The sequence below is a fragment of the Pseudoalteromonas sp. 2CM39R genome (assembly GCF_023161845.1).
On sequence record NZ_JALNTM010000001.1, the window covers coordinates 485183 to 506195 of the forward strand.

Genomic DNA, 21013 nt, shown 5'->3' on the forward strand with positions numbered 1-21013 from the left:
GCTAAGCCGTAAACAGATATGTTAATTTACGGCTCAAATAAGTAAGGAGCTTAATAAGCACTGTACTGATAATTATTCATTACAGTGCCATCTTTGGGTGCAAGTTTTGGCTCAAGTTTAATAAGCTCTTCATAAACATCAGGGACAAAAACTTTTAGACGCTGGGCACGGCGAAAGTGGTTAAGCTCATATTGCTTAACAAGTTTTAATGCGCTTGGCATATAGTCTGCGAGGGTTTGTGTGTTATAGCTTTTCTCCAGTGCTTGGTCGAGAATATCAAGCCCAGGTTTAGAAAAATCATGCGTAACTGCAAGGCTCATTAAAAACTCAACTGCTGCATTTGAATGCATGCTTGCATAAAAATACATATCGTTGTTTTGCATGTCTTTTAATGAAAAATCAAAGCCGTTATCAGCTAACAATTGCCATTGTACTAATGGTAACTTAGTAAATAGATAAAGATTTTCAGGTGCGGTTGGAGCGACTCTGTTTTGCCAAATAGACGTCAATTGTTGAGCATTTTCTATTGTTGCTGCAAGCAACATATTTGTCTGGTGGGTACTGAGTTTTGCTGTTTGGGTAATCGTTGCCACAGTATTAAGGTCTTTTTCGACAATTGCTTCTTTAAAGGCTTGATACTGCGTTGAGGTTTGATATTTATACTCATTTGAATGCAAAAATTGCCAATTATGAACTTGCACAGGGTCGATTCCTTGAAGCGTGTTGGGAGTTAGTAAGCCTTGTTGCGCTTCGAGCGTTTCTAATTCTTCGAGTGCTTGAGAGCGTGTTTTTATCGCTTCTAGTGAATTGATTCGCTGATCTATCGTTTCACACTCAGGAGTTATTTTTTTGGCTTGCTGTTTTTGTCTCTCATAGGCACTGAGAGCTTTTGATATTGCAGAGTTATCTTTTTCTTTACGCTTAAATGCTTGGTTATTTGGGATTAGCTTTAAATCTTTGAACTGAGAAAAAGCATCATTAGCAACTTGGTCGCCAACAAATAAAAGGCTACTCGGTAAGAATGAAGATTTAAGCATCAGTAGCCTATCGTTTGGTGTGTCGCGCACAAGCTCGCCGTGAGCTCGATAACCTTTATTTTTTAGATAACTTAGTGTTTCTAAGTGTTTGTTCTCTAGTGGCCTTACTTCGCTATTTGAGCTGCCCTTTAGGTTTACAATGGCAATATCCATCGCTGTAAATACATTTGGCTGATTAGTGGGCTCAATACCTCGCTCACTTAACAACTTTAAAACTGGTACGTTAAATTCACTCACAGCCACATCAGCAAGGTTTAAATACAGTTGTTCATCCATAAAGTCATCACTCATTGCTGTAGGCGAGCCGCCTAGCTGTGCTGTTTGAGAGATGAGGGCTGTTAAATAATCATTAGGTAAGTTGCTTTTTAAAGCCACAGCAATGTCGTTAACAGTAAACTCTTTGCTGGATATTGCGTTTTCAAACTCAGTCAAACTAAGCGTATGAGCATTAGCAAGAAACAAAATAGATGGTGAAATGAGCCGTGATGGACCGATTTTAAACGGCGTTTTTAAATAGGTATTAAAATCATCGTTGTTATCTAATAGTTTGTACAATGCTGTTTTGTTTACTTGCTCAGGTAATGGAAGATTAAACATCATTGAGCCAGTATTTTGACTAAGGGGTCCATTAACTGCCGTTAGTTGGTTGATTGTATCAGCATCAAAATAATCAATGACCTCAAGTCCTTGCCAGCTTTTTAGTATGTTAACAGATGAGGCATATTGAAATTGCTGTTCTGCATTCTCTTTGATTGCGTTAATAACTAAGGTATTAAATGAACGGTAAGATATTTTCACCAGCTCTGAATAACTTAGAATATCTTCAAGAGAGTCGCCGTCTTTTAATGCTTGTTTAATCGCTGCCTCTATTTGACTGTGATCAGCTGCAGCTTGAGTGGCTTTTAAACTTTGTTGCTTACACTGGCGTTTGGCTAGCTTGAGTTTAGCCAGCTCTGATGCTTTGCTATTTGGCAGGCTTAATGGTTCAAAGAGGCTAGTAGCTTCATTTTGTTCAGCGACAGTAGCAGAAGATGCCGAGACTTCATTGCTTATCGCTTCGATGGGAGTGGGTTTATCTAATATCAGGTAGGTACCAAAGGCACAAAGCCCTGCAAAAACGGTTAGCGAAATACCTTTTTTCATATTCAATCCATGGATTTATCTTGCCTGAAGTGTATGGCTTTATAGCTTGATGTCAATGACTTGGGGACAAAGTGCACAAATAGCCGACAAACAACTAATTTGTCGGCTTTATGCCGTAGCTTAATGCAGTTTCATTTTTGGTCTAACAACGCGTAGTACTTTTTCGCTGATCCACAGTGCAAAGGTTTTTGCACTGCCATGGATGGCACGTTGATGCATACGATAGAGCGAAATATACATAAATCGCGCTATTTTCCCCTCAATAAAAAAGCTGTTGCTGGTTAAGTTGCCCATTAAACTGCCTACAGTGCTGTAGCGTGACAAGTTAACTAAAGAGCCATGATCACTGTAGGTAAAGGCACTGAGTGGCTGTTCTTTGAGTGTAGCTATTAGGTTTTTTTCAACACATTGCGCCATTTGATGGGCCGATTGCGCTCTGGGTGGCACTTGCGTGCCATCTTCTTGAGTAAATGCACAGCAATCACCAATCACAAAAATATCGTCGTTAACGCTACTTTGCAGATATTGGTTCACCTTAATTTGGTTATTGCGGGTAAGTTCAAAGATACCAATGTCTTTAATGAAATCAGGGGCTTTTACACCCGCAGCCCAAACCATAATATCGGCTTTGATATGTTCATCGTTTTTGGTGATAAAGCTGTTTTCTGTGGCCTCTTTTACTTGCGTGCCTTCGCGCACCGTTACCCCTAATTTAACCAGTTCACGCTTAGCTGAGTTTGCAATGCGCTCTGGTAATGCTGGCAAAATCCGCGGCCCAGCTTCAATTAAATCAATGTGTAAGCGTTTAGCGGTCATTTTATTCAGGCCATACATTTTCAGCATATCTGATACATGATAAAGCTCTGCCGACAGCTCAACCCCGGTTGCACCACCACCCACTATGGCAATGGTTAAGGAGTGCTGAAGGTCGTCATCTTGATGTAAGCGGGTGAAGTTATCGAGTAGAGCATGCTGAAAGCGCTCAGCTTGTTGGTTGGAATCAAGGTAAAAGCAGTGTTTGTTAACACCAGGGGTATTAAAGTCGTTACTAACACTGCCAATGGCAAGTACAAGATAGTCATAACTGACTTGGCGCTCAGGTAAAATACGGTGGCCAAGTTCGTCTTTTAACTCACTTAAAGTGATGGTTTTGTTGGTTTGATCTAAGTGGCAAAAGCTGCCGAGTTGAAAATTATAATGGTGTTTTGCTGCATGAGCTGAGTATACAACGCCGTCTAAATCGGCATCAATCGACCCCGTCGCTACTTCATGAAGTAACGGCTTCCAAATATGGCTGCGGTTTTTATCGATTAAAAGTATCTCTGCTTGGCGTTTTTTCCCGAGTTTATGTCCTAATTGTGTTGCTAGCTCTAAGCCACCAGCGCCACCACCGATTATCACGATTTTAGGAGGTTGGTTAATCATTACGTTGCCCTCAAAAGTATAATACCTAAACACTCTTGAGAAAAAGCGCTTAGGTATTGTAAGTCCATCCATCAATACCCCATGGCAACGCGCCCATTGTGCGCCTTTTTACTGGTTTTGTCAGTACCCGATAAGAACAATATAGTGCGCTTAGTTATATCAATAGCCTTGGGGGATTGAGTTAAACAGGTTAACATGGCTAATTCGCAGTAAGAGACCTATCATTACCTGAAAAGGGAAATGAAAGTGAGGGATCAGGATGACTACACCACTACACACTTCGTTGAATCAATACTTTGGCTTTAATGAGTTTCGCCAAGGTCAGCAACAAACCATTGAGCAGTTATTAAATCAGCAATCGTCGTTGGCAATTTTTCCAACTGGCTCGGGTAAATCTTTGTGCTATCAATTAACTGCAATGCACCTACCTAATTTGACCTTAGTGGTATCGCCATTATTGGCACTGATGAAAGATCAAATCAGCTTTTTAAATAGCAAAGGTATTTACGCGGCAAGCCTTGATTCAAGCCAAACCAGTGAGCAAAGTCATACGGTAATGAGTGATGTGCGAGCAGGGAAGGTGAAAATTTTAATGGTCTCAGTTGAGCGTTTTAAGAATGAGCGCTTTCGTGAATTTATTAAACAAGTGCCTATTTCGATGCTGGTGGTTGATGAAGCACACTGTATATCTGAATGGGGTCACAACTTTAGACCTGATTACCTAAAACTGCCGCGCTATCGTGAAGAGCTTAATATTCCATTGGTATTACTTCTCACTGCTACAGCGACTAAAAAAGTAAAGCGCGATATGTGTGAGCGTTTTGCTATTGCCCCAGAATGTGTGGTGCAAACTGGCTTTTACCGAAGCAATCTCGATTTATCAGTGCTTAGTGTTGCAAGCCAAGAAAAACCTCAGCAATTAGCAAGTATCATAGCCAGCCAACAAGGTGCTGGGATTGTCTATGTCACCTTACAACATACCGCTGAGCAAGTAGCCGAAGGTTTGGCAAGAGCCGGCTTTAATGCGGTGGCTTATCATGCAGGCCTTGAGGATGATAAACGCTGGCAAATCCAAGATGATTTTATGGCGGGTAAAATTAATATCGTCGTGGCAACCATTGCTTTTGGGATGGGTGTTGATAAGTCTGATATTCGTTTTGTGATCCACTATGATTTGCCAAAATCGATTGAAAACTATAGCCAAGAGATTGGCCGTGCAGGGCGAGATGGTGCGCCGTCAAACTGTTTTACCCTAGCAAACTTAGATGGCTTAAATACCGTTGAGAACTTTGTTTATGCCGACACTCCCGAGCAAAGTGGGATTGACTATGTCATTAATAACATTCGCAACGAGCAAACGAACAACCAGTGGGAAATGCAAGAGTACAGCTTATCGAGCGAAAGTAATATTCGTGCTTTAGCGTTGAAAACCTTATTAGTACAGTTAGAGATGCAAGGGGCTATTACGCCTTTATATGCCTATTACGCCGATTTTAAATATAAGTTTTTAACGGATCAAAATGAGCTACTTAGCCAGTTTGATGCTGACCGACAAGCGTTTTTACAACAGGTATTTAAACATACTGAGTTTAAGAAAATTTGGGGCACACTTAATTTTGATGCACTAACCAGTGCTACTCAGGTAGATAGAAAACGCGTGGTTGCAGCGCTCGATTATTTGGCTGAAAAGGGCCACATAGCCCTTGAAACTAAACGTATTACGCAAGTGTATGAGGTGAATAACTCGGTAATAAATCACGCTGATTTAGCACAGCAACTGCACCAATATTTTATCGAAAAAGAGCAGGCTGAAATTAAACGTATCGCCACTTTAGTACGCTTTTTTGAGCTTGATAGCTGCTTAAGTTATAACTTAGCTCGCTATTTTGATGACCAGAATGCACCCCAGCAATGTGGCCATTGTTCAGTGTGTAGAGGCCAGCAGGTAAAACTTAGTTACTCATTAGTGCATCAAATGCCCGAGCAAAATGTGATTGCCAGCAAAGTTACTGAGCTAAAACAGCACTTAGCCGCTAAAGGGATTAGTGATGTCAGCATCGACACCCAGTGCCGCTTTTTAGCGGGCATGAGCGTGCCTTTATTTACCCGCAACAAAGTCAGACAGCTATCAGGTTTTGGCCTTTGCGAGCAACAACGATACAGTGACATTAAAGCCTTGCTACAGCAGTAGTAGCAGGGCTTTAGGTGTACAGTTTTGCTATTAAAAAGTGCCAAAACTGAACACTTAGCCAATTTGAATACTGGTAGTAGGGTATGTCAAAGGTTGGCTGTGCTGGCGAGCAAAACAATAAGCAAACGTTAATGGCCCAACCCGACCTATCAACATCAATAGTATGATAATGAGCTGACTAGGCGCACTTAAATCCCCAGTTATACCCCGGGAAAGACCCACGGTACTGAGTGCCGAAATTGCCTCAAAGGTGATATCAAGTAATGACCCTTGTTCAAGCTTGGTGATGATCATAATGCTGGTAAAAGCGATAAATAAGTACAATATCATGACGCTTAGTGCCTTGATCACCAACTTGTCGCTCAGCTGACGGTTAAACACGGTGACCGTGGTTTGCTGTTTTAAATAGCTGCGCATCGCTAAAATTAGGATCACAAAGGTGCCTAGTTTTATGCCGCTCGCCGTACTAACTGAACCTCCGCCAATCACCATCAGCAGCATAGTCAAAAGCGTTGAATCTTGACTCAAGTTTTCAATTGGCAAGGTGTTAAATCCTGCAGTACGAGGTGTCACCGCTTGAAACCAAGCCGTTAATATTTGCTCAGACGTTGATAGCGGCGCTAATGTCGCCGGATTGGCGTGTTCAAAGAAAAAAATCAATATAAATGCGATGCAGTTGAGCATTAAGGTGGCAATTAACACCAGGCGGGTGTTGGTTGATAGTAACGACCAGCGCTTTTGTTTGTAGATATCAATCAGTACGGTAAACCCTAAGCCGCCGATGATAAATAAGCCTGTGATCACTACGTTTACGGTTATATCGCCTTTGAATGCCGATAAGCTATCGCCGCTTAACGCAAAGCCCGCATTATTGAACGCCGAAATCGTATAAAACAGACTGTGATAGGCGCTTTTTAGTGCGCCATAGTCATTGAACCAACTAATAAAGAGTAAGCAAAATGCCACCGACTCAATCACTAATGAATACACTAAAACATACTTAGCAACCTTGATCACTGAGGTTAAATCGTTGGTGTCGAAAGCGCGGCTGGCTAATAAGCGTTGCTGTAAGCCTAGAGTTTTTCCTAAACTTAATATTGAAATCACCGCCACGGTCATAAAGCCAATGCCACCGATTTGAATCAGCAGCATGACCACGCTTTGACCAAATACAGTCAGATCAGTACCTGTGTCGATGACCACCAGCCCTGTTACTGTAACCGCAGAGGTTGCCGTAAATAATGCATCGAGCCAGCTGATCGGTTGGGTGCTTGCCATTGGTAGCATAAGCAAGCCCGTGCCGAGCATAATTAACACAATAAAGCCGATAGTGAGCAATAAAGGTGGGTTTATTTTTTGCCGTTTACGACACTTTACACCGCTAAACTGTTTAGGATAAACATTGGCTTGCCAGTTAATCATAATGCACGAAACCGTTTTGCTAATTTAGTTAAGTAAGTTTTAGAGCCCAGTAGCACCAGACTATCGCCGTGACGCAGTTCGGTGTCGTTAGTCAACTCAGTATTGAAGTAATCATCACGTCGTAGTGTGAGTGGTTTAATATCGCTATTACGCTCTTTGAGGAGCCAGCCAATTTTGCGACCAGAAAGCTGTAGATCAATGCCTAATTCAACAATAAACGTGGATTGGTTAAGCGGGAAATATTGATTAACCATTGGGTAGTTAAGCGCTTGCGCAACCCTCACGCCCATTTCTTCTTCAGGGTGAATGATGCGGTCAACGCCAAGTTTACTTAGTATTTGATGGTGGCTTTTGGTACAGGCCTTTACCCAAATTTGCTTTACGCCTAAGTTTTTTAAATGCAATACACATAAAATACTGGCTTCAATATTCTCGCCAATGGCCACCAATACGGCTTGGCAACTGGGTAAATCGAGCCGTGCTAATTGTGTTTCATCACTGGCATCAACCATCACGGTAAAACTGAGTTGGTCGGCATAGTGATTAACGGTGCTTTCGCTAATATCGGCAGCACACACTGTATGACCTTGTTTTGAAAGTTCTAAACAAGCGGTTACGCCAAAACGTCCTAATCCGATTACTGCAAACTGAGCCATTGTCTTTCTCGCTATTGTGGGTACGCGCTAAATGCTAATGGCAAAAAAACAGAAGTCTTTAGAGAGCTTGAAAGCTTTATAAAGATTTTATGCCGAGATAAAAAAACTTTATAAAAACTTTATAGTGACAAAATTGAAAACCCTTTAATCTAATAGGGACAAACAATAAGTGAAAATATGATGCAGTCAGTATTCAAAATACAGTATTTAAAAGCCGCATTTTTAAGTGTGTTGATGCCACTTGTGGTGGTGCTCGCGATATTTCCGTTTCGAGAACTGTTTACAACCACCGATATTGTGATGCTACAGCTGCTGTGGGTGACATGGGTTGCGGTGCGCAGTAATCGTCGTGTTGCAGCGCTTACCACCTTAGTGAGTGTTGCCTGCACGGATTGGTTTTATGTGGTGCCGTATTTTACTTTTCATATCGAAAATATTGAATATGTGGTCACTTTTTTGGTGATGTTGATTGTGGGTTTAGTGATAAGCCACTTAGCCGGAGAGCTCAATACCAAGGTTCGCGATGTGCAAGCCCATGCAAGTAATAGTCGCTTATTGTATGAGTTAGCAAAAAAGCTTAATGATCTCGATAGCCTTGAGGAGCAAAAGCAGCTGTTTTTAACAACCATGGCCGCGCATTTAAAGGTTGCGTGTGATTGGCAGCTAGTAGCCTCTAAGCAGTTTATTTATTTAAATGAACAACAAGCGGAATTTGGTGGTATTGCTTTTGCCAAAGCACTTAATGCAGAGCAACAGGCTTTAGCGAATACAGCATGCTCTTTGTTGTATCAGGTTCAAGAAAAAACCTTACTACGCGAGCAATCAGCGGCGATAAAAGTACAGGCGGAGCTAGAGAGGTCAAAAAACACCTTATTGCGCAGTTTATCTCATGACTTACGTACGCCATTAGCGACCATTATGGGCGCATCAAGCATGTTGGCTGATGATGATATCCAACTAAGCTCTGAGGTTATCAAAGAGCAAGCAGCTAACATTTATGAGCAAAGTAAAATACTTAACCAGCACTTTGATAAAGTCATGGAGCTCAGTAAAGTTAATAAGTTAGCTGAGAATATAAAATGGCAAAAATTGCCCATTTTGACCTTAATTAGCGAGGCAAAATCTCGTCGTCAGCAGCAATTACAGAACTTTAAACTTCACGTTGATGCTCAGCAACAAAGCATCTGCTTTGGCGATGAAACCCTTCTGGAAATTGCCTTTGCTAATATGCTCGAGAACGCAGCTCGCTACGGAGATGGTTCTGCGAACATGCAATTTATTGAAACACACAATGAATACCAAATAGTGTTAAGCAATCCTTTTGCGAATAAGCATGAGACGAGTCAAGATGAAGGCGTTGGCTTAGGGAGTGTGATCTGCGATGTGGTTGCTAAATGTCATCAAGGGCGCTTCGAATTAACCCTCAATGAGCAGACAAAGCAGGCAACAGCTAAATTAATTTGGAGTAACAGCCGTGGCTAATATTTTGGTTTTAGAGGACTCACCGCCTCTGCAAAGTTTTTTAAAAACACTATTAAAAGCCAGTGATCATGAAGTTAGTGTGTGCGCCAAAGGGCTTGATGCGTTTGCACTTTTAAGCCAGCAGCAGTTTGATTTAGTGCTGCTTGATTTAGGCTTGCTCGATATGGATGGGCAAGATTGGCTGGTGGAGTTTAGGCAGTGGAGTCTGCTCCCTGTATTAGTACTTTCTGCACGGGATGGCGAAACAGAAAAAGTCACCGCGCTTGATAACGGCGCCAACGATTACCTAACCAAACCATTTAGCGCAAACGAATTATTAGCACGTATTCGGGTGCTACTGCGTATGCAAACAACACCAAGCCTGACCTTGCAATGTGGTGATATTCACATAGACCCACATAAGCACGTGGTCCGTAAAGGCGCTGAAGAAGTTAAACTAACTAAAAAAGAGTACGCTATTTTACTGTTATTATTTCAGCAAAAAGATAAGGTGTTAACGCATAACGCTATATTATCTGAAGTGTGGGGCGAGCAGTATATTAATCGCCCTGAATACGTGCGTGTACATATCGGTCAGTTGAGGCAAAAGCTTGAACAAAATGCGGCAAGCCCTAAACATATCTTAACCGAGCCCGCTGTAGGTTACCGATTAGTAGATTAAGCCATCTCTTTCTAACGCTTTAGGTTGAGTTTGTAACTTACCTTAGGTACTGTTTTAGGAAATAAAATAATAAAGCGGAAGTCTTTTCATTGGCTATGCATCAAAATACCGGACACGGCATTAATTCCCTGTCTAATACCCAGCTTGAAGACGTTATTGCAGAAATCGAGCAAGCCATTGAGTGGCACCAGTCATGGTATAGAAATTTATTAAGGTGCTTAATTGCAGACATACCTGCAGATGAACAAGACTTAGCAGATAATGCTCATAACCTTTGTCGTTTCGGGCAATGGTTTAATAAGCTACCCGAGCAGAGCATAAATCTTCACCCTTACTTTTCTGAAATCGCTTGTGCGCATCAAAAAATGCATCAAGGTGCCAAAGTCCTTTTATCGTTAAAAGAGTCTAAGTCTGTTATTCCGGCTAATTTATTGGACCAGTTTCATGCCGATTTAGATAGCTTGCATGAATTTTTTGAAACTCTTATCGATGAATTCTCTGAGCTGCTTCACACAAGAGATCCTTTGACGGGGGCATCGAACCGAACAAACTTAGTAGAAAACCTGCAAAAAGAGCATGAGCTGTGCAAACGTAAATCGCTGAGCTGCGCGCTGATAATGATCGACCTTGATCACTTTAAGCAAGTGAACGATGAGTTTGGTCATGCTGCAGGTGATAAGGTATTAATAGCCCTTGTTAAATGCATTAAATCTCACTTAAGGAAGTACGACCAACTATATCGCTATGGCGGCGAAGAATTTTTAGTCTGTTTACCACAAACAGAGCTTGAAGGTGCCAAATCATTTTCTGAGCGATTAAGAGCAGGCGTTGAAGCTTTAAAAATTGAAATTGGCAAAGGTAAAGACATTAGTGTTACAGGCTCATTTGGTGTTTCGTTAATAAATGCCGATGACGATATCGAGGCGGCAATCGAAAGGGCCGACCAAGCCATGTATCAGGCTAAAAAGTCAGGCCGCAATCGAGTGTGTGCAGCTTAAATTACGCTTTAACACCGGTGAATGCTTTTATTAGGCCTGCTTGATAAAACGGGTAAACGCCCGTAAAGCCTGACTTGGCAATAATGTTTTCAATGACTTGAGTCTCTTTTAAAGCAACGTCATTTTCATAAGCCTGTTTTACTCTTTCAATTTGTTCAAGGTTGACTGCGGCTGATGACATAACACTTAACCAGTGATTAAGCTGCTCTGGGTAAGTGCTGGCACTTTGATTGGCACTTAAGTCTGCGCTGACAAGTAAACCGCCTGGTTTTAAACGTTTGTGAATATCTGCAAAAAATGCCACTCGTTTAGGTTCTTCAATTATAAACTGCGATACTAACACGGCTGTTGCCGCATCAAAGGGCATCAAGTTTTTGAGTGAATCTACGTAGCCATTATGAAACTGGCAGCGATGTGCAAACCCTGCTTGCGTTAAATTGTGTTTGCATACTTTGATCATTTCAGTCGAGGGTTCAACAGCAGTGAAGCGAAATGCGGGGAATGCCTGTGCTAAATGCAAAATTTCATTTCCGGTACCCGCTCCAACGCAGAGAATATGCGCATTGCTTGGCAGTTTGCTGAATAAAGGCAACATCATAAAATACAAGGCCTGGCTAATGGGTGCCATGTTTTGCCATTGTGAATCGTAATTAGCAGCTTGTTGATCAAATAAGGCGGTGACTTCGTGTTGTTGCATAGTAAAAATCCAATAGGTAACTTTAAGTGTTACAGAAGTGGTTAGCTTACTTTATTTAAAGAAACTTTAAAAGTTACTTAATGGAAAACTCATATGCTATGTTGATTCAAGCAGACTAATTTGCTTAATTTTTTGGGTGAATGTGAGGCTGAGCTATATCGCCAACTGTGTTTCGACTATGAAACGATAATAACTTTGCAAATTCAAAATCAGTAAGCTCAATATCATTATTCGATGTCCAGGTAACTTTGTAGCTGGTGTTACTTGGGTGCCCATCTAGTGACAGCAAGATAGTTTGCTCGCTTGGTTGTGCTACGCGACTAATAGATATCAGTGTTTCAAAGTTTGTTGTGGCACCACAATTTATGACTGAAACCACGGCTTGTTTGTCTTTATCTGGTGATAAGAACACTTCATATTGCTCATCACCACACCAATTTGGTGTGATAGCTGAAATACCCCAAATAAGTAACGCTAGGGCGCTAAACCCCCAAAAAATAGCAGCACCGCTATGCCAAAGTATTTTTAACGCTTTACTCATACTCGTCCTTTAGCTTTTGTTGTTAGGTTTTATTAATGAAAAAAGATGCGCATTAAAGAATTGCTGTTGCTTGAACATCGCGCTTTTTAAAATGGCATCTTGCTCGAAACCTAGCTTTTGTAATAACTTCATTGAGGCGGGGTTATCCTCACACACATACGCAAACACTCTGACGATATTTGTTTTAGTAAATACGGTTTCGAGTAGCATAGTCGCTGCCTTTGCAGTGATCCCTTGTTGCCAATACTCTTTTGCCAACCAGTAACCTAACTCGGCTGAGCGATTAAATTCAAACTCGCCTTGGAGCACGCTCACGCAACCAATCAATTGATCATCTAACGTGATTGCTTTTATAAGCTCGCCCTTACTGCCTTCAGTGATCCACCAGTTAGCATCGCTTTCGGTATATGGACTCGGAATTCTACTTGAAAGAAACTGAGTGACGCTTGTGTCATTTAAAATTGAGATTAATTGTTCAGCATCTTGTTGTTGAAAGTCGCGAAGTGAAATCACAATTGTATCTGTACCTAAAATGGTTGTATTTATGATTTTGTCATTGATAGCAAAAAATGAGAATGGATACTAGAAAATGTTACTTTTAATCACCTTTAATAACGATTTATGCCGCTTCGCTTTATTGGCAGTCGTTTAGGAACGGTGTATGCTGAATCTAGTTAAAGCTTATCAAAAGGATTGATATGAAGCGTATTTTACTATTATTTGCAGCGGTTTTTGCAACCTCTCTACAAGCCAATACTGATGTACTATCGGTGGATCCTGTGATGCTCTCTGGCAGTGATTTTTCATTTGAGAATGATGCCAAGCGTTATCCTAAACAAAGCCAGTTTGGCATTGTCCATAGTGTATTAATGAGCAGTGAAAGTGGTCGCCGTTTAGCGGTTGTGACGATTGAGAATAAAGCATCTGGGTCGCGAATTCTTCAGGCTGACCATATTATGGCGCTGTTTGCCGATGGGCGTCGTGTACATCCTCAAAGTTTTGACGAAGGTATTAAGTTAGATGATGGCGAAAAGCGTTCTTTGACTTTATCTTTTGGTGAAAACGAATACCCAATTTTAGCGGTATACACGAGTTTAAATGAGTAAAAGGAAGACCTATGAAACTACTAAAGCCACTGGCAATTACATTACTTTTAAGCTCACCGTTAACCTTTGCAGTTGATAGCCAAGACTTTGTTAAAGATAACGTTTTTACGCAAGGCGTTGAAGGGCCAACCATGTATAACGGTGCATTATACGCGGTAAACTATGCCCAGCAAGGAACCATTGGCCGCGTTGATAACATGGGTAAAACATCATTATTTGTGCGGTTGCCGAATGACAGCGTTGGTAATGGCTTGCAGTTTGACCCACAAGGTAATTTGTTTATTGCCGACTATGTTAACCACAATATTTTAAAAGTACCTGCTGGCAGCAATAAAGCAGAAGTGTTCGCCCATAATAGTAAAATGAATCAGCCCAATGACATTGCTATCACTAATAACGGGTCGCTGTTTGCAAGTGATCCTAACTGGGCGGAAAAAACGGGTCAGCTGTGGCGTATCAATGCGGATGGCAGCACCCATTTACTCGAAAAAAACATGGGGACTACCAATGGGGTGGCGGTTAATAACGACAACACTAAGCTTTATGTGAACGAGAGTGTGCAGCGAGTTGTTTGGCAATATGACTTAGATGAGAACTTAAATATTAGTAATAAGAAAGCTTTTATTAAGTTTACTGATCATGGCTTAGATGGTATGCGCGTTAATAATCAAGGGCATGTGTTCATTACTCGTTACGGCGCTGGGAAAGTGCTTGAAGTCTCGCCTATGGGCAAGCTCTTAAATAGCTATCAATTAAAAGGCCAGCATCCAACGAATTTGGCTTTCAACGAGACGCAAAGCAAAGTGTATGTCACCATGCAAAAGCGCGGCGCAATAGAAGTCATTGAGCTTTAGCCTTGTTTTGCTCGAGCAATCGCGGCGGCGATTGCTGCTTTTGCTTGCGGACTATTTTGCCAACAACTTGAATGCAACATCGACGCTACTCGCTCAGCAATGGTGTTGGCATCAAACCCGGCTAACTCCTTAAACGATTCAATACCAATTTCTTCAAACCGTTTTACTACCGTTGGCCCCACACCTTTGAGTGCTAATAAAGCGCTGCGCTCTTGCTCGCTAAATGGCATGTGTTACTCCTTATAAATCCTTTTTTTGGTACTTTGCCATATTAATTTTGCATAGCAAATCTAATTTTTAGGCAATAAAAAAGCGCACCGGGCAGGGTGCGCTTGAGGGGATCAATCCTGTGTAGCTAAAACAGTAGGATTAATTAGAAGCTTGGAGCATATCTCAGTGAAACACCGACTGAGCGGCCAATCACACTATAATCACTCACGGTGTTAAAGTGGTTTGCGCCTACTTCAGGTGTTGGCGGTTCACGGTCTAATAAGTTATCGACACCAAAGTTAACAGCAAGTTCCTCATTAACTTGCCATGCAGCGGCAAAGTCTAAGTAATTTTGTGCTGAGATTGTTTCTGAACGGTCTACAGCATACTCTACTTCACCGATTCTGCGCCAGCCAAGTTGGAAGTTCATGTTGTCTAACTGCCAATCAATGCTTGCGCGGTGTTTGTAGTCAGCTTGCAAGATACTCGCAAAGTCACCTGAACAGGCGCTGCCATAAGTTCCTTTACAGTCTACTTCCGGTACAGTGCTGTTGTTTTGGCGCGTTTGCTCTGTAACAAAGTTACCTTGGTACGAGAATCTAAAACGACCACCCATTTGATCTGGTGCATCAATCACATAATTTGCTGCAACGTCGATACCTTCTTGTTCAATTGCGGCTAAGTTAAAGTCATTAACGATGGCTGTGCTAATAAAACCAGTGTTTGGATCGCGAAGTACCGCACCACACAGTGGGTTGTTTGGATTCGGGTCATCAACATAGCAGCTTTGCAGTGCTGCACCAGGTTGAATTTGGCTTACTGCATCTGTTACACGAATACTGTAGTAATCAAGTGATAAATCAAAGCCTTCTAAATAGCTAGGTGTATAAACAATGCCTAATGTATCTGATTCGGCTTGCTCAGGTTTAATGTTCGGGTTACCACCATAGGTGTACTCTGCGGTACTTGAATCGAACTCAGTGCCAACTGGCGGCGCACCAAACGCAGCACATTGAGTCGCATCACCGGTGCCCAGTAAACATGGATCGCCGTTATAACGCCCTGCTAGTCGTGGCACAAACTGGTCGCTATTTTGGTCAAATAACGATAACGATAGCGCTGTGATTGGGCTGGCAAACTCACCTAAGTTAGGTGCTCTAAACGCGGTTAAGCGGTTTGCGCGAATACGAATGTCGCTGTTTATTGCCCAGTTGATACCTAGTTTGTAAGTGTCTTCTGCTTCGGTATTTGAGTAATCAGAAATACGGTAGGCACCTTCAAAGCTAAGCTCTTCAGCAAAAGGTTTATCAACTAAAATAGGCACTAAAATTTCAGCGTAGAACTCTTCAGAGCTAAAGCTTGCATCCATATCAAATGCGCTGATAGATGCAAAGCTGGTGCCGTTTCTAAATGCATCACCTGGAGTTTGTTTTCCGGTTTCTTTACGGTATTCATAACCGATTGCAAAATCGATAGCACCGGCTGGTAATTCAAATAAGAATCCAGAGTCACCTGATAGTGTTGCTGAGATCACACTTTGTGTACGGTCGCGAGTGGTATAAAGCAGCGGATCGCTAAAGTCGCTGAAATCAAGGTTGGGATCAAAAATATCCACTGAATTTGAAAGGGCAGCAAAACGACTATTACCGCTGTTATCATTACGGTATGCGTTGTTGTAAATTGTTGCTACTTCATCCGTTTTGCCATACTGGCCATATACGTCATAACGTAAGTAGTCAGTTAAATCACCTTTTAAGCCCAGTTGAAATTGCATTGAATCACGCACCGCTTCGGTGTGTTGCACGCCTAAACCTAGGTTACGTTCAACATTAACAAGGGCATTGCCTTCGCTATCAAACATGAGTTGGTCGCGTAGTTCATCTGGAATATACGCATTGTCTTGCGTGAGGGTCACTTGCTCGTTTACAAAAATCGGTGTTTGGCCACTGGCACCCGCACCATTTACGGTCACTTTAGAATACATTGCGCGGCCATAGGCAATGGCACTGTCGCTTACATCAACGTCAAATAATAAGCCCGCAGAAAAACGGTCCATCGGTTGAGTTAAATAACGATCAGAAGTGAAATCAGATGTTTGACGCTCACTTGTTACAGCTCCTGAGTCAGCAATACCTATGCTGTTGCCAGATGCAACGTCAGTATAATAACCACCGCTGTTGATCATTGCCGTTGAGTTTTCAAGCGCGTAGTCACGCTCGCCGGCTAATAACTCTTTTCGTTCGGTGTAACCTATGTAGCCTGTTACATGGCCGCGGCCATCGGCGATGTCACCACCAAAAATAGCTTCAAAGTTAAGCTTTTCGTTACCGCCGTCGGCACTTTCATAGCTAGTTGAGAACTCAGCGCCAGTAAAGTCATCGTCTAAAACAAAGTTAACAACACCGGCTACTGCATCGGCGCCGTAAACCGCTGCTGCACCACCTGTTAATACATCAACGCGTTTAATTAATCCCGCTGGAATGGTGTTCACATCTACCGAGTTACGAAAACTAAATGGTACTGCGCGAGTACCGTCAATAAGTACCAATGTACGGTTTTGGCCAAGACCGCGTAAATCAATCGTTGATGATCCAAATGAGTCACCGACCGTGGCACCAGTGCTATTTGCACCCGCAGCAGCTTGAGGCAGTTTTGCGGTAATATCTTCAACGTTCACAGCACGGTCTAGGTGAATTTGTGCTTCATCAACGCTCACCACTGGGCTACTTGAGACCAGCTCGGTACGTTGAATACGTGAACCCGTTACAGTGATCACTTCAGGTTTTTTTACTTCAGTACTTTCTTCTGCGTGGGCATAACTAATTACTGAACTTAAAGCGAGAGCTAAAGGTGATAGCAGCAATAGCGAGCGATGCCCTGTTGATGTATTTGCTTTCATGATGATTCCCTTGCGTTTTATCATTTAAATCAACGCAGGTTGGTGAATGACCTAGACCATTTAGTTAATTTAATGAGTCATACTTTTTGTTATGATGCTTGTGTGTTCTCCTTTTGGGGAGCTCACCGGTACAGTTTTAAAGCAATTTAAAAGTCTTTGCAATAATTATTCTTTAAATCTATTATTTTAAAATATAAACTATTCCAACTCGTTAACCCGCTTATTTACATCTAATAAGCTGATTTTAAGTGATTTATTTATGCATCAACATATTGAAAAACTGTATTTAAGCGCAAAAAAAGAAAGAAAATTAATAATTGGTCTAATGAGTGGTACCTCGTTAGATGGCCTTGATATCGCGCTATGCGAAGTATCAGGGCAGGGCATGAACACTCATGTAGAAGTATTAAAGTTTACTACCGTTGATTACGACGATGATTATAAAACGCGTGTAAAAAGAGTGTTCGCCAAACGAGAATGTGACCTTGAAGAAGTCACTTTGCTTAACCCTTGGATTGGCCAATTACATGGTGAAATGGTTGCCAATACGTTAGCGAGCTGGGGAATAGCAAAAGAACTTGTTGATGTGATTGCCAGCCACGGGCAAACCATTTATCACTGCCCTAAAAATCAACACAAGCGTGCAGAATATGGCAATGCAACACTACAAATAGGTGACAGCGATCATCTAGCCGTGACTGCAGGTATTACTACCATAGGTGATTTTAGACAAAAGCATATTGCAGCGGGTGGCGAAGGCGCACCGCTTGCGGTATATGGTGACTACTTGTATTTCACAAGCACCAGTGAAAACCGCATTTTGCTAAATATGGGTGGCATTGCAAACTTAACCTACTTACCTAAATCTGCAGATGCGCGAGCGGTTTTTAGCTCTGATATAGGCCCTGGTAATACCATTATGGATGCCTACATACAGCGTTATTTTGCTCCACTTCAATATGATAAAGATGCCGCTATTGCGGCAAAAGGCACGGTAAATGAAGCTTTACTAGCTGCGCTTTGTGATGATGCATTTTTTGCTTTAGGGTTTCCAAAAACCACAGGGCCAGAAGTGTTTAATCTAGACTATTTAGCAGCGGCGCAAGCACGCTCGAATACGCAGAGCTTATCGCACTTTGATGTGATGACAACCTTAGTGCAGTTTTCAGGGGTAATGATTGCTAAAGCAATTAACCAATGCAGCGAAGGTTTAACCGATGTGGCTGTATACGCCAGTGGTGGTGGGGTTCATAACCCATTATTAATGAAAACTATTTTGGCTAATTGCCCAGCTCTTTCTGAGATAAATAACACCGATTCTTTGGGTATAAACCCAGATGCAAAAGAAGCCGTGTTATTTGCTATTTTAGCGAACGAATGTTTGTCGGGTGGGCAGCAACGCTTTGGTAATACCGAGCAAGGGATCCCCGATATTACCATGGGTAAAATTAGCTTTGCTGACTAAAAAAAAGCTAAAAAGCTTGCGCCAAGATTACTGATGTAATGGCGTAAGCCATTGTTTTTAGATTTATCGCCAGTTAGCAGCTCTGGTGATGTGCTTGCTGCAATGCTGACATCAAACTGGGCGCTGTCTTTAAGTGTTGCATGCATACCGTGTAGCATTAATTGCAATACAAATTCACCACTGTGAGTAACATCCTCTAACGTAAGCATAATAACGTGCTGATCTAGATCGTGCTGCGTTAACGTGTGCGCAGTAAAATAGGCCGATTCACGAGCATCAGGGCGTGTAGCACTGATAGAGATCACATCACCTTCATGGGCATCATCTGGCAGCACACAACAAAATACAACACGCTTTTGCTCATTAGCAGCAAAATGCAATTGTTCATATTCCATAGTATGCGCAAGCGCAGCACATAAAGGGTCTTCACTAGATGGGAGTGCAAACGAAAGTTGCACCAAGGCACTGTCCATTACTTCTTCATTACGTTAGATGATTAAATTAGCGTCAATTATTGATCAGTTAGATGACAGAATTATGACTCTTGTCATATTGCGGATTATTTATATCAAAAACAGAACAAAGTTGCATTTTCTGTTCCAAAACTGGAATGGTTTCTGACAAGATTGGAATTGAAAGTTTTGTCTGGTAAGGCTTTTAGGGCTGAGGAGAATGTCGATATTTTGGATTTTCAGATAAAGCATGACAGATGTATATTGGCCTCAAAGCTACAGAAAAACCATAATGAAAATATAAAGCCCTAGAGTTAATACAAAGCACAGTTAGGATTAATCTGAAACCAGCCATCTCTCTGCCGTCATGTAACTCGAAAATGCTCCAAAATAATTCAGAACAAAAGATCTTGCTTACTTCGAACCTCGTAATTTCTCCTATCAAAAGTTATCCGAAGGAGTTTCAGTAGCAATATTTCCTGAAATTATCAGGTATCATGCAATCTAACCTATGCTTATATGAGTGTGTTGAGATAATGTTTAACAATAAAAAGCTGATTTCATTTTTCATATTTATTCTGCTAGTTAACTTTAATGTTGCTGCTAATAGCAGATTAGAAAGTCTTCAGCTCACCCAAATATTAAAGGATGATTATAACGGTGTTGATGGCTTAGGTAATCCTAGAAGCGTAAAAATTCTTATGGATAATTCTAAGGTTTTTGTGTCTAGCGGAGATGATAATGCTTTTGCCATTTTCAATGTCGACAATAATTTTAACCTAGCTTTCAGTCAAATATTTAAAAATTCCTCAACCAACATAAATGGACTAGAAGGGGCTTCAGGTGTTGCCTATTTGGAGCAAGGTGATCAGGTAGTAGTCACAGGCTTTTATGATGGAGCTTTAACCCAATTTTCTAAAAATAAAAACAGTTATCGATTTAATAAAACTATTAGTGACGGTCTTCATTATGAACGAGTATTTAAGAGTGATGTGTCCGTTGGTAAATTAGATACTCTGGGACTGCTTGGCGCTTGGGATGTAATTAAGACACACAACGAAAAGCAACTCTTAGTTGCAAGCTATATGAGCAATGCTGTAGCGATTTTTGATATTACATCCGATGGTCGGATTCTTTTTAATAGAGCAATAAAAGACGCGAGACCACTTGAAAATAGCTTAGGTAAACCAGTTAGTTTAGCCTTGTCTTCATTGAATGATGAATTATATGTGCTGGGTTTTGATAACCATCAATTAACTATCTTTGATCGAAAAGACGGGGGGGAGTTATTGGTAAAACAAGTAATAAAAAATGGCGTCGCTGGCGTGGAACAATTTGTTAATCCTCAAAAGATCGTCGTTTCACCTGAAGGGAAGTATTTATATGTCGCCTGTTCAGGTAGCAACGCGATTGTTGTTTTTCAAAAGAAAGAAACTGGACAATATGCTTTTGTGCAGGCAGTCAATAATTCTGACGTTGGTGGTTCAGGCCTAGAAGGCGCCAGTAGTTTAGCAATATTGGCTGACGGCTCGAAAATTTATGCTGCTGGAGAGGCGGGACACGGCTTGTATTTGTTTAGTGCGGGCGTTGATGGGCGACTTAGCTTTAAGAGTAAACTGTTAAGTGTTCATGATAACGAATTAATGAAAATATCATCGATTACTCTTACTAGTGATAATCAACATCTGTTGGTGGCTACTGGTAAAGGTAATTCATTATTTATCTTTAAAATAAAAAAACTATAGGCATCACGGAACAAGAACAGTTGGTTAGG

At 41.5% G+C, this 21013-nt stretch carries 18 protein-coding genes; 8 read left to right on the plus strand and 10 right to left on the minus strand.

Annotation, left to right across the window (positions count from 1 at the left end; translation table 11 throughout):
- Window positions 1–50 precede the first annotated feature (50 nt).
- Both MTF66_RS02120 and MTF66_RS02125 read right to left on the minus strand, forming a co-directional pair.
- A complete protein-coding gene (locus tag MTF66_RS02120; protein WP_248526192.1) occupies window positions 51–2180 on the minus strand; it encodes a hypothetical protein in 2130 nt (709 codons plus the stop codon).
- Window positions 2181–2300: 120 nt separating this feature from the next.
- Window positions 2301–3605, minus strand: coding sequence for an NAD(P)/FAD-dependent oxidoreductase (locus MTF66_RS02125; protein ID WP_248526193.1), 1305 nt, complete (start codon window positions 3603–3605; stop codon window positions 2301–2303).
- A gap of 259 nt (window positions 3606–3864) precedes the next feature.
- Here MTF66_RS02125 and MTF66_RS02130 point away from each other — a divergent pair, with 259 nt between their 5' ends.
- Window positions 3865–5796 (plus strand): ATP-dependent DNA helicase RecQ, encoded by a 1932-nt coding sequence (locus MTF66_RS02130; RefSeq protein WP_248526194.1) that lies wholly within the window; start codon window positions 3865–3867, stop codon window positions 5794–5796.
- 54 nt (window positions 5797–5850) lie between these two features.
- Here the strand turns inward: MTF66_RS02130 and MTF66_RS02135 are convergent, their stop codons facing one another.
- Entirely contained in the window at window positions 5851–7218 is a 1368-nt protein-coding gene (locus tag MTF66_RS02135) for a TrkH family potassium uptake protein (protein ID WP_248526195.1), read from the minus strand.
- Window positions 7215–7874, minus strand: a complete 660-nt coding sequence (locus tag MTF66_RS02140; RefSeq protein ID WP_058584474.1) for a TrkA family potassium uptake protein — start codon at window positions 7872–7874, stop codon at window positions 7215–7217. Before MTF66_RS02140 ends, MTF66_RS02135 begins: the two co-directional genes overlap by 4 nt.
- 177 nt (window positions 7875–8051) lie before the next feature.
- On the opposite strand from MTF66_RS02140, the gene MTF66_RS02145 reads away from it, so the two are divergent.
- From MTF66_RS02145 to MTF66_RS02155, 3 genes are all read left to right on the plus strand, one after another.
- Window positions 8052–9356 carry a DUF4118 domain-containing protein gene (locus MTF66_RS02145; RefSeq protein WP_248526196.1) on the plus strand — a complete coding sequence of 435 codons (1305 nt, stop codon included), beginning with the start codon at window positions 8052–8054 and terminating at the stop codon, window positions 9354–9356.
- Entirely contained in the window at window positions 9349–10017 is a 669-nt protein-coding gene (locus MTF66_RS02150) for a response regulator transcription factor (protein WP_248526197.1), read from the plus strand. The genes MTF66_RS02145 and MTF66_RS02150 overlap by 8 nt, the downstream gene beginning before the upstream one ends.
- Window positions 10018–10112: 95 nt before the next feature.
- The gene (locus tag MTF66_RS02155) at window positions 10113–11015 is read left to right on the plus strand and encodes a diguanylate cyclase (protein ID WP_248526486.1); all 903 of its coding nucleotides are present in this window, start codon (window positions 10113–10115) and stop codon (window positions 11013–11015) included.
- A 1-nt stretch (window position 11016) separates the two neighbouring features.
- On the opposite strand, the gene MTF66_RS02160 is transcribed toward MTF66_RS02155, so the two are convergent.
- The 3 genes from MTF66_RS02160 to MTF66_RS02170 all read right to left on the minus strand — a co-directional run bounded on the left by MTF66_RS02160 (window position 11017) and on the right by MTF66_RS02170 (window position 12766).
- Window positions 11017–11712, minus strand: coding sequence for a class I SAM-dependent methyltransferase (locus MTF66_RS02160; RefSeq protein ID WP_248526198.1), 696 nt, complete (start codon window positions 11710–11712; stop codon window positions 11017–11019).
- Between the two features lie 124 nt (window positions 11713–11836).
- Entirely contained in the window at window positions 11837–12253 is a 417-nt protein-coding gene (locus tag MTF66_RS02165; protein WP_248526199.1) for a hypothetical protein, read from the minus strand.
- Between the two features lie 9 nt (window positions 12254–12262).
- Window positions 12263–12766 (minus strand): GNAT family N-acetyltransferase, encoded by a 504-nt coding sequence (locus MTF66_RS02170; protein ID WP_248526200.1) that lies wholly within the window; start codon window positions 12764–12766, stop codon window positions 12263–12265.
- A 185-nt stretch (window positions 12767–12951) separates the two neighbouring features.
- On the opposite strand from MTF66_RS02170, the gene MTF66_RS02175 reads away from it, so the two are divergent.
- Window positions 12952–13359: a hypothetical protein gene (locus MTF66_RS02175; protein ID WP_248526201.1), complete on the plus strand. Its 408-nt coding sequence runs from the start codon at window positions 12952–12954 to the stop codon at window positions 13357–13359.
- A gap of 11 nt (window positions 13360–13370) precedes the next feature.
- The gene (locus MTF66_RS02180; RefSeq protein ID WP_248526202.1) at window positions 13371–14213 is read left to right on the plus strand and encodes an SMP-30/gluconolactonase/LRE family protein; all 843 of its coding nucleotides are present in this window, start codon (window positions 13371–13373) and stop codon (window positions 14211–14213) included.
- Here the strand turns inward: MTF66_RS02180 and MTF66_RS02185 are convergent.
- Window positions 14210–14443: a helix-hairpin-helix domain-containing protein gene (locus MTF66_RS02185; RefSeq protein WP_248526203.1), complete on the minus strand. Its 234-nt coding sequence runs from the start codon at window positions 14441–14443 to the stop codon at window positions 14210–14212. The genes MTF66_RS02180 and MTF66_RS02185 overlap by 4 nt on opposite strands.
- Window positions 14444–14586: 143 nt before the next feature.
- Window positions 14587–17322 (minus strand): TonB-dependent receptor domain-containing protein, encoded by a 2736-nt coding sequence (locus tag MTF66_RS02190; RefSeq protein ID WP_248526204.1) that lies wholly within the window; start codon window positions 17320–17322, stop codon window positions 14587–14589.
- Window positions 17323–17581: 259 nt separating this feature from the next.
- On the opposite strand from MTF66_RS02190, the gene MTF66_RS02195 reads away from it, so the two are divergent.
- Window positions 17582–18787 (plus strand): anhydro-N-acetylmuramic acid kinase, encoded by a 1206-nt coding sequence (locus tag MTF66_RS02195; protein ID WP_248526205.1) that lies wholly within the window; start codon window positions 17582–17584, stop codon window positions 18785–18787.
- Here the strand turns inward: MTF66_RS02195 and MTF66_RS02200 are convergent.
- Window positions 18784–19260, minus strand: coding sequence for a hypothetical protein (locus MTF66_RS02200; RefSeq protein ID WP_248526206.1), 477 nt, complete (start codon window positions 19258–19260; stop codon window positions 18784–18786). The genes MTF66_RS02195 and MTF66_RS02200 overlap by 4 nt on opposite strands.
- Window positions 19261–19775: 515 nt before the next feature.
- Here MTF66_RS02200 and MTF66_RS02205 point away from each other — a divergent pair.
- The gene (locus MTF66_RS02205) at window positions 19776–20984 is read left to right on the plus strand and encodes a beta-propeller fold lactonase family protein (RefSeq protein WP_248526207.1); all 1209 of its coding nucleotides are present in this window, start codon (window positions 19776–19778) and stop codon (window positions 20982–20984) included.
- The last annotated feature ends 29 nt before the right edge of the window (window positions 20985–21013 follow it).

What these genes read in the sequence shown, in the direction of transcription:
- MTF66_RS02120 (WP_248526192.1), bottom strand. Translation starts at nt 2,180, where the DNA reads ATGAAAAAAGGTATTTCGCTAACCGTTTTTGCAGGGCTTTGTGCCTTT.
- MTF66_RS02125 (WP_248526193.1), bottom strand. Translation starts at nt 3,605, where the DNA reads ATGATTAACCAACCTCCTAAAATCGTGATAATCGGTGGTGGCGCTGGT.
- MTF66_RS02130 (WP_248526194.1), top strand. Translation starts at nt 3,865, where the DNA reads ATGACTACACCACTACACACTTCGTTGAATCAATACTTTGGCTTTAAT.
- MTF66_RS02135 (WP_248526195.1), bottom strand. Translation starts at nt 7,218, where the DNA reads ATGATTAACTGGCAAGCCAATGTTTATCCTAAACAGTTTAGCGGTGTA.
- MTF66_RS02140 (WP_058584474.1), bottom strand. Translation starts at nt 7,874, where the DNA reads ATGGCTCAGTTTGCAGTAATCGGATTAGGACGTTTTGGCGTAACCGCT.
- MTF66_RS02145 (WP_248526196.1), top strand. Translation starts at nt 8,052, where the DNA reads ATGATGCAGTCAGTATTCAAAATACAGTATTTAAAAGCCGCATTTTTA.
- MTF66_RS02155 (WP_248526486.1), top strand. Translation starts at nt 10,113, where the DNA reads ATGCATCAAAATACCGGACACGGCATTAATTCCCTGTCTAATACCCAG.
- MTF66_RS02160 (WP_248526198.1), bottom strand. Translation starts at nt 11,712, where the DNA reads ATGCAACAACACGAAGTCACCGCCTTATTTGATCAACAAGCTGCTAAT.
- MTF66_RS02165 (WP_248526199.1), bottom strand. Translation starts at nt 12,253, where the DNA reads ATGAGTAAAGCGTTAAAAATACTTTGGCATAGCGGTGCTGCTATTTTT.
- MTF66_RS02175 (WP_248526201.1), top strand. Translation starts at nt 12,952, where the DNA reads ATGAAGCGTATTTTACTATTATTTGCAGCGGTTTTTGCAACCTCTCTA.
- MTF66_RS02180 (WP_248526202.1), top strand. Translation starts at nt 13,371, where the DNA reads ATGAAACTACTAAAGCCACTGGCAATTACATTACTTTTAAGCTCACCG.
- MTF66_RS02185 (WP_248526203.1), bottom strand. Translation starts at nt 14,443, where the DNA reads ATGCCATTTAGCGAGCAAGAGCGCAGCGCTTTATTAGCACTCAAAGGT.
- MTF66_RS02190 (WP_248526204.1), bottom strand. Translation starts at nt 17,322, where the DNA reads ATGAAAGCAAATACATCAACAGGGCATCGCTCGCTATTGCTGCTATCA.
- MTF66_RS02195 (WP_248526205.1), top strand. Translation starts at nt 17,582, where the DNA reads ATGCATCAACATATTGAAAAACTGTATTTAAGCGCAAAAAAAGAAAGA.
- MTF66_RS02200 (WP_248526206.1), bottom strand. Translation starts at nt 19,260, where the DNA reads ATGGACAGTGCCTTGGTGCAACTTTCGTTTGCACTCCCATCTAGTGAA.
- MTF66_RS02205 (WP_248526207.1), top strand. Translation starts at nt 19,776, where the DNA reads ATGTTTAACAATAAAAAGCTGATTTCATTTTTCATATTTATTCTGCTA.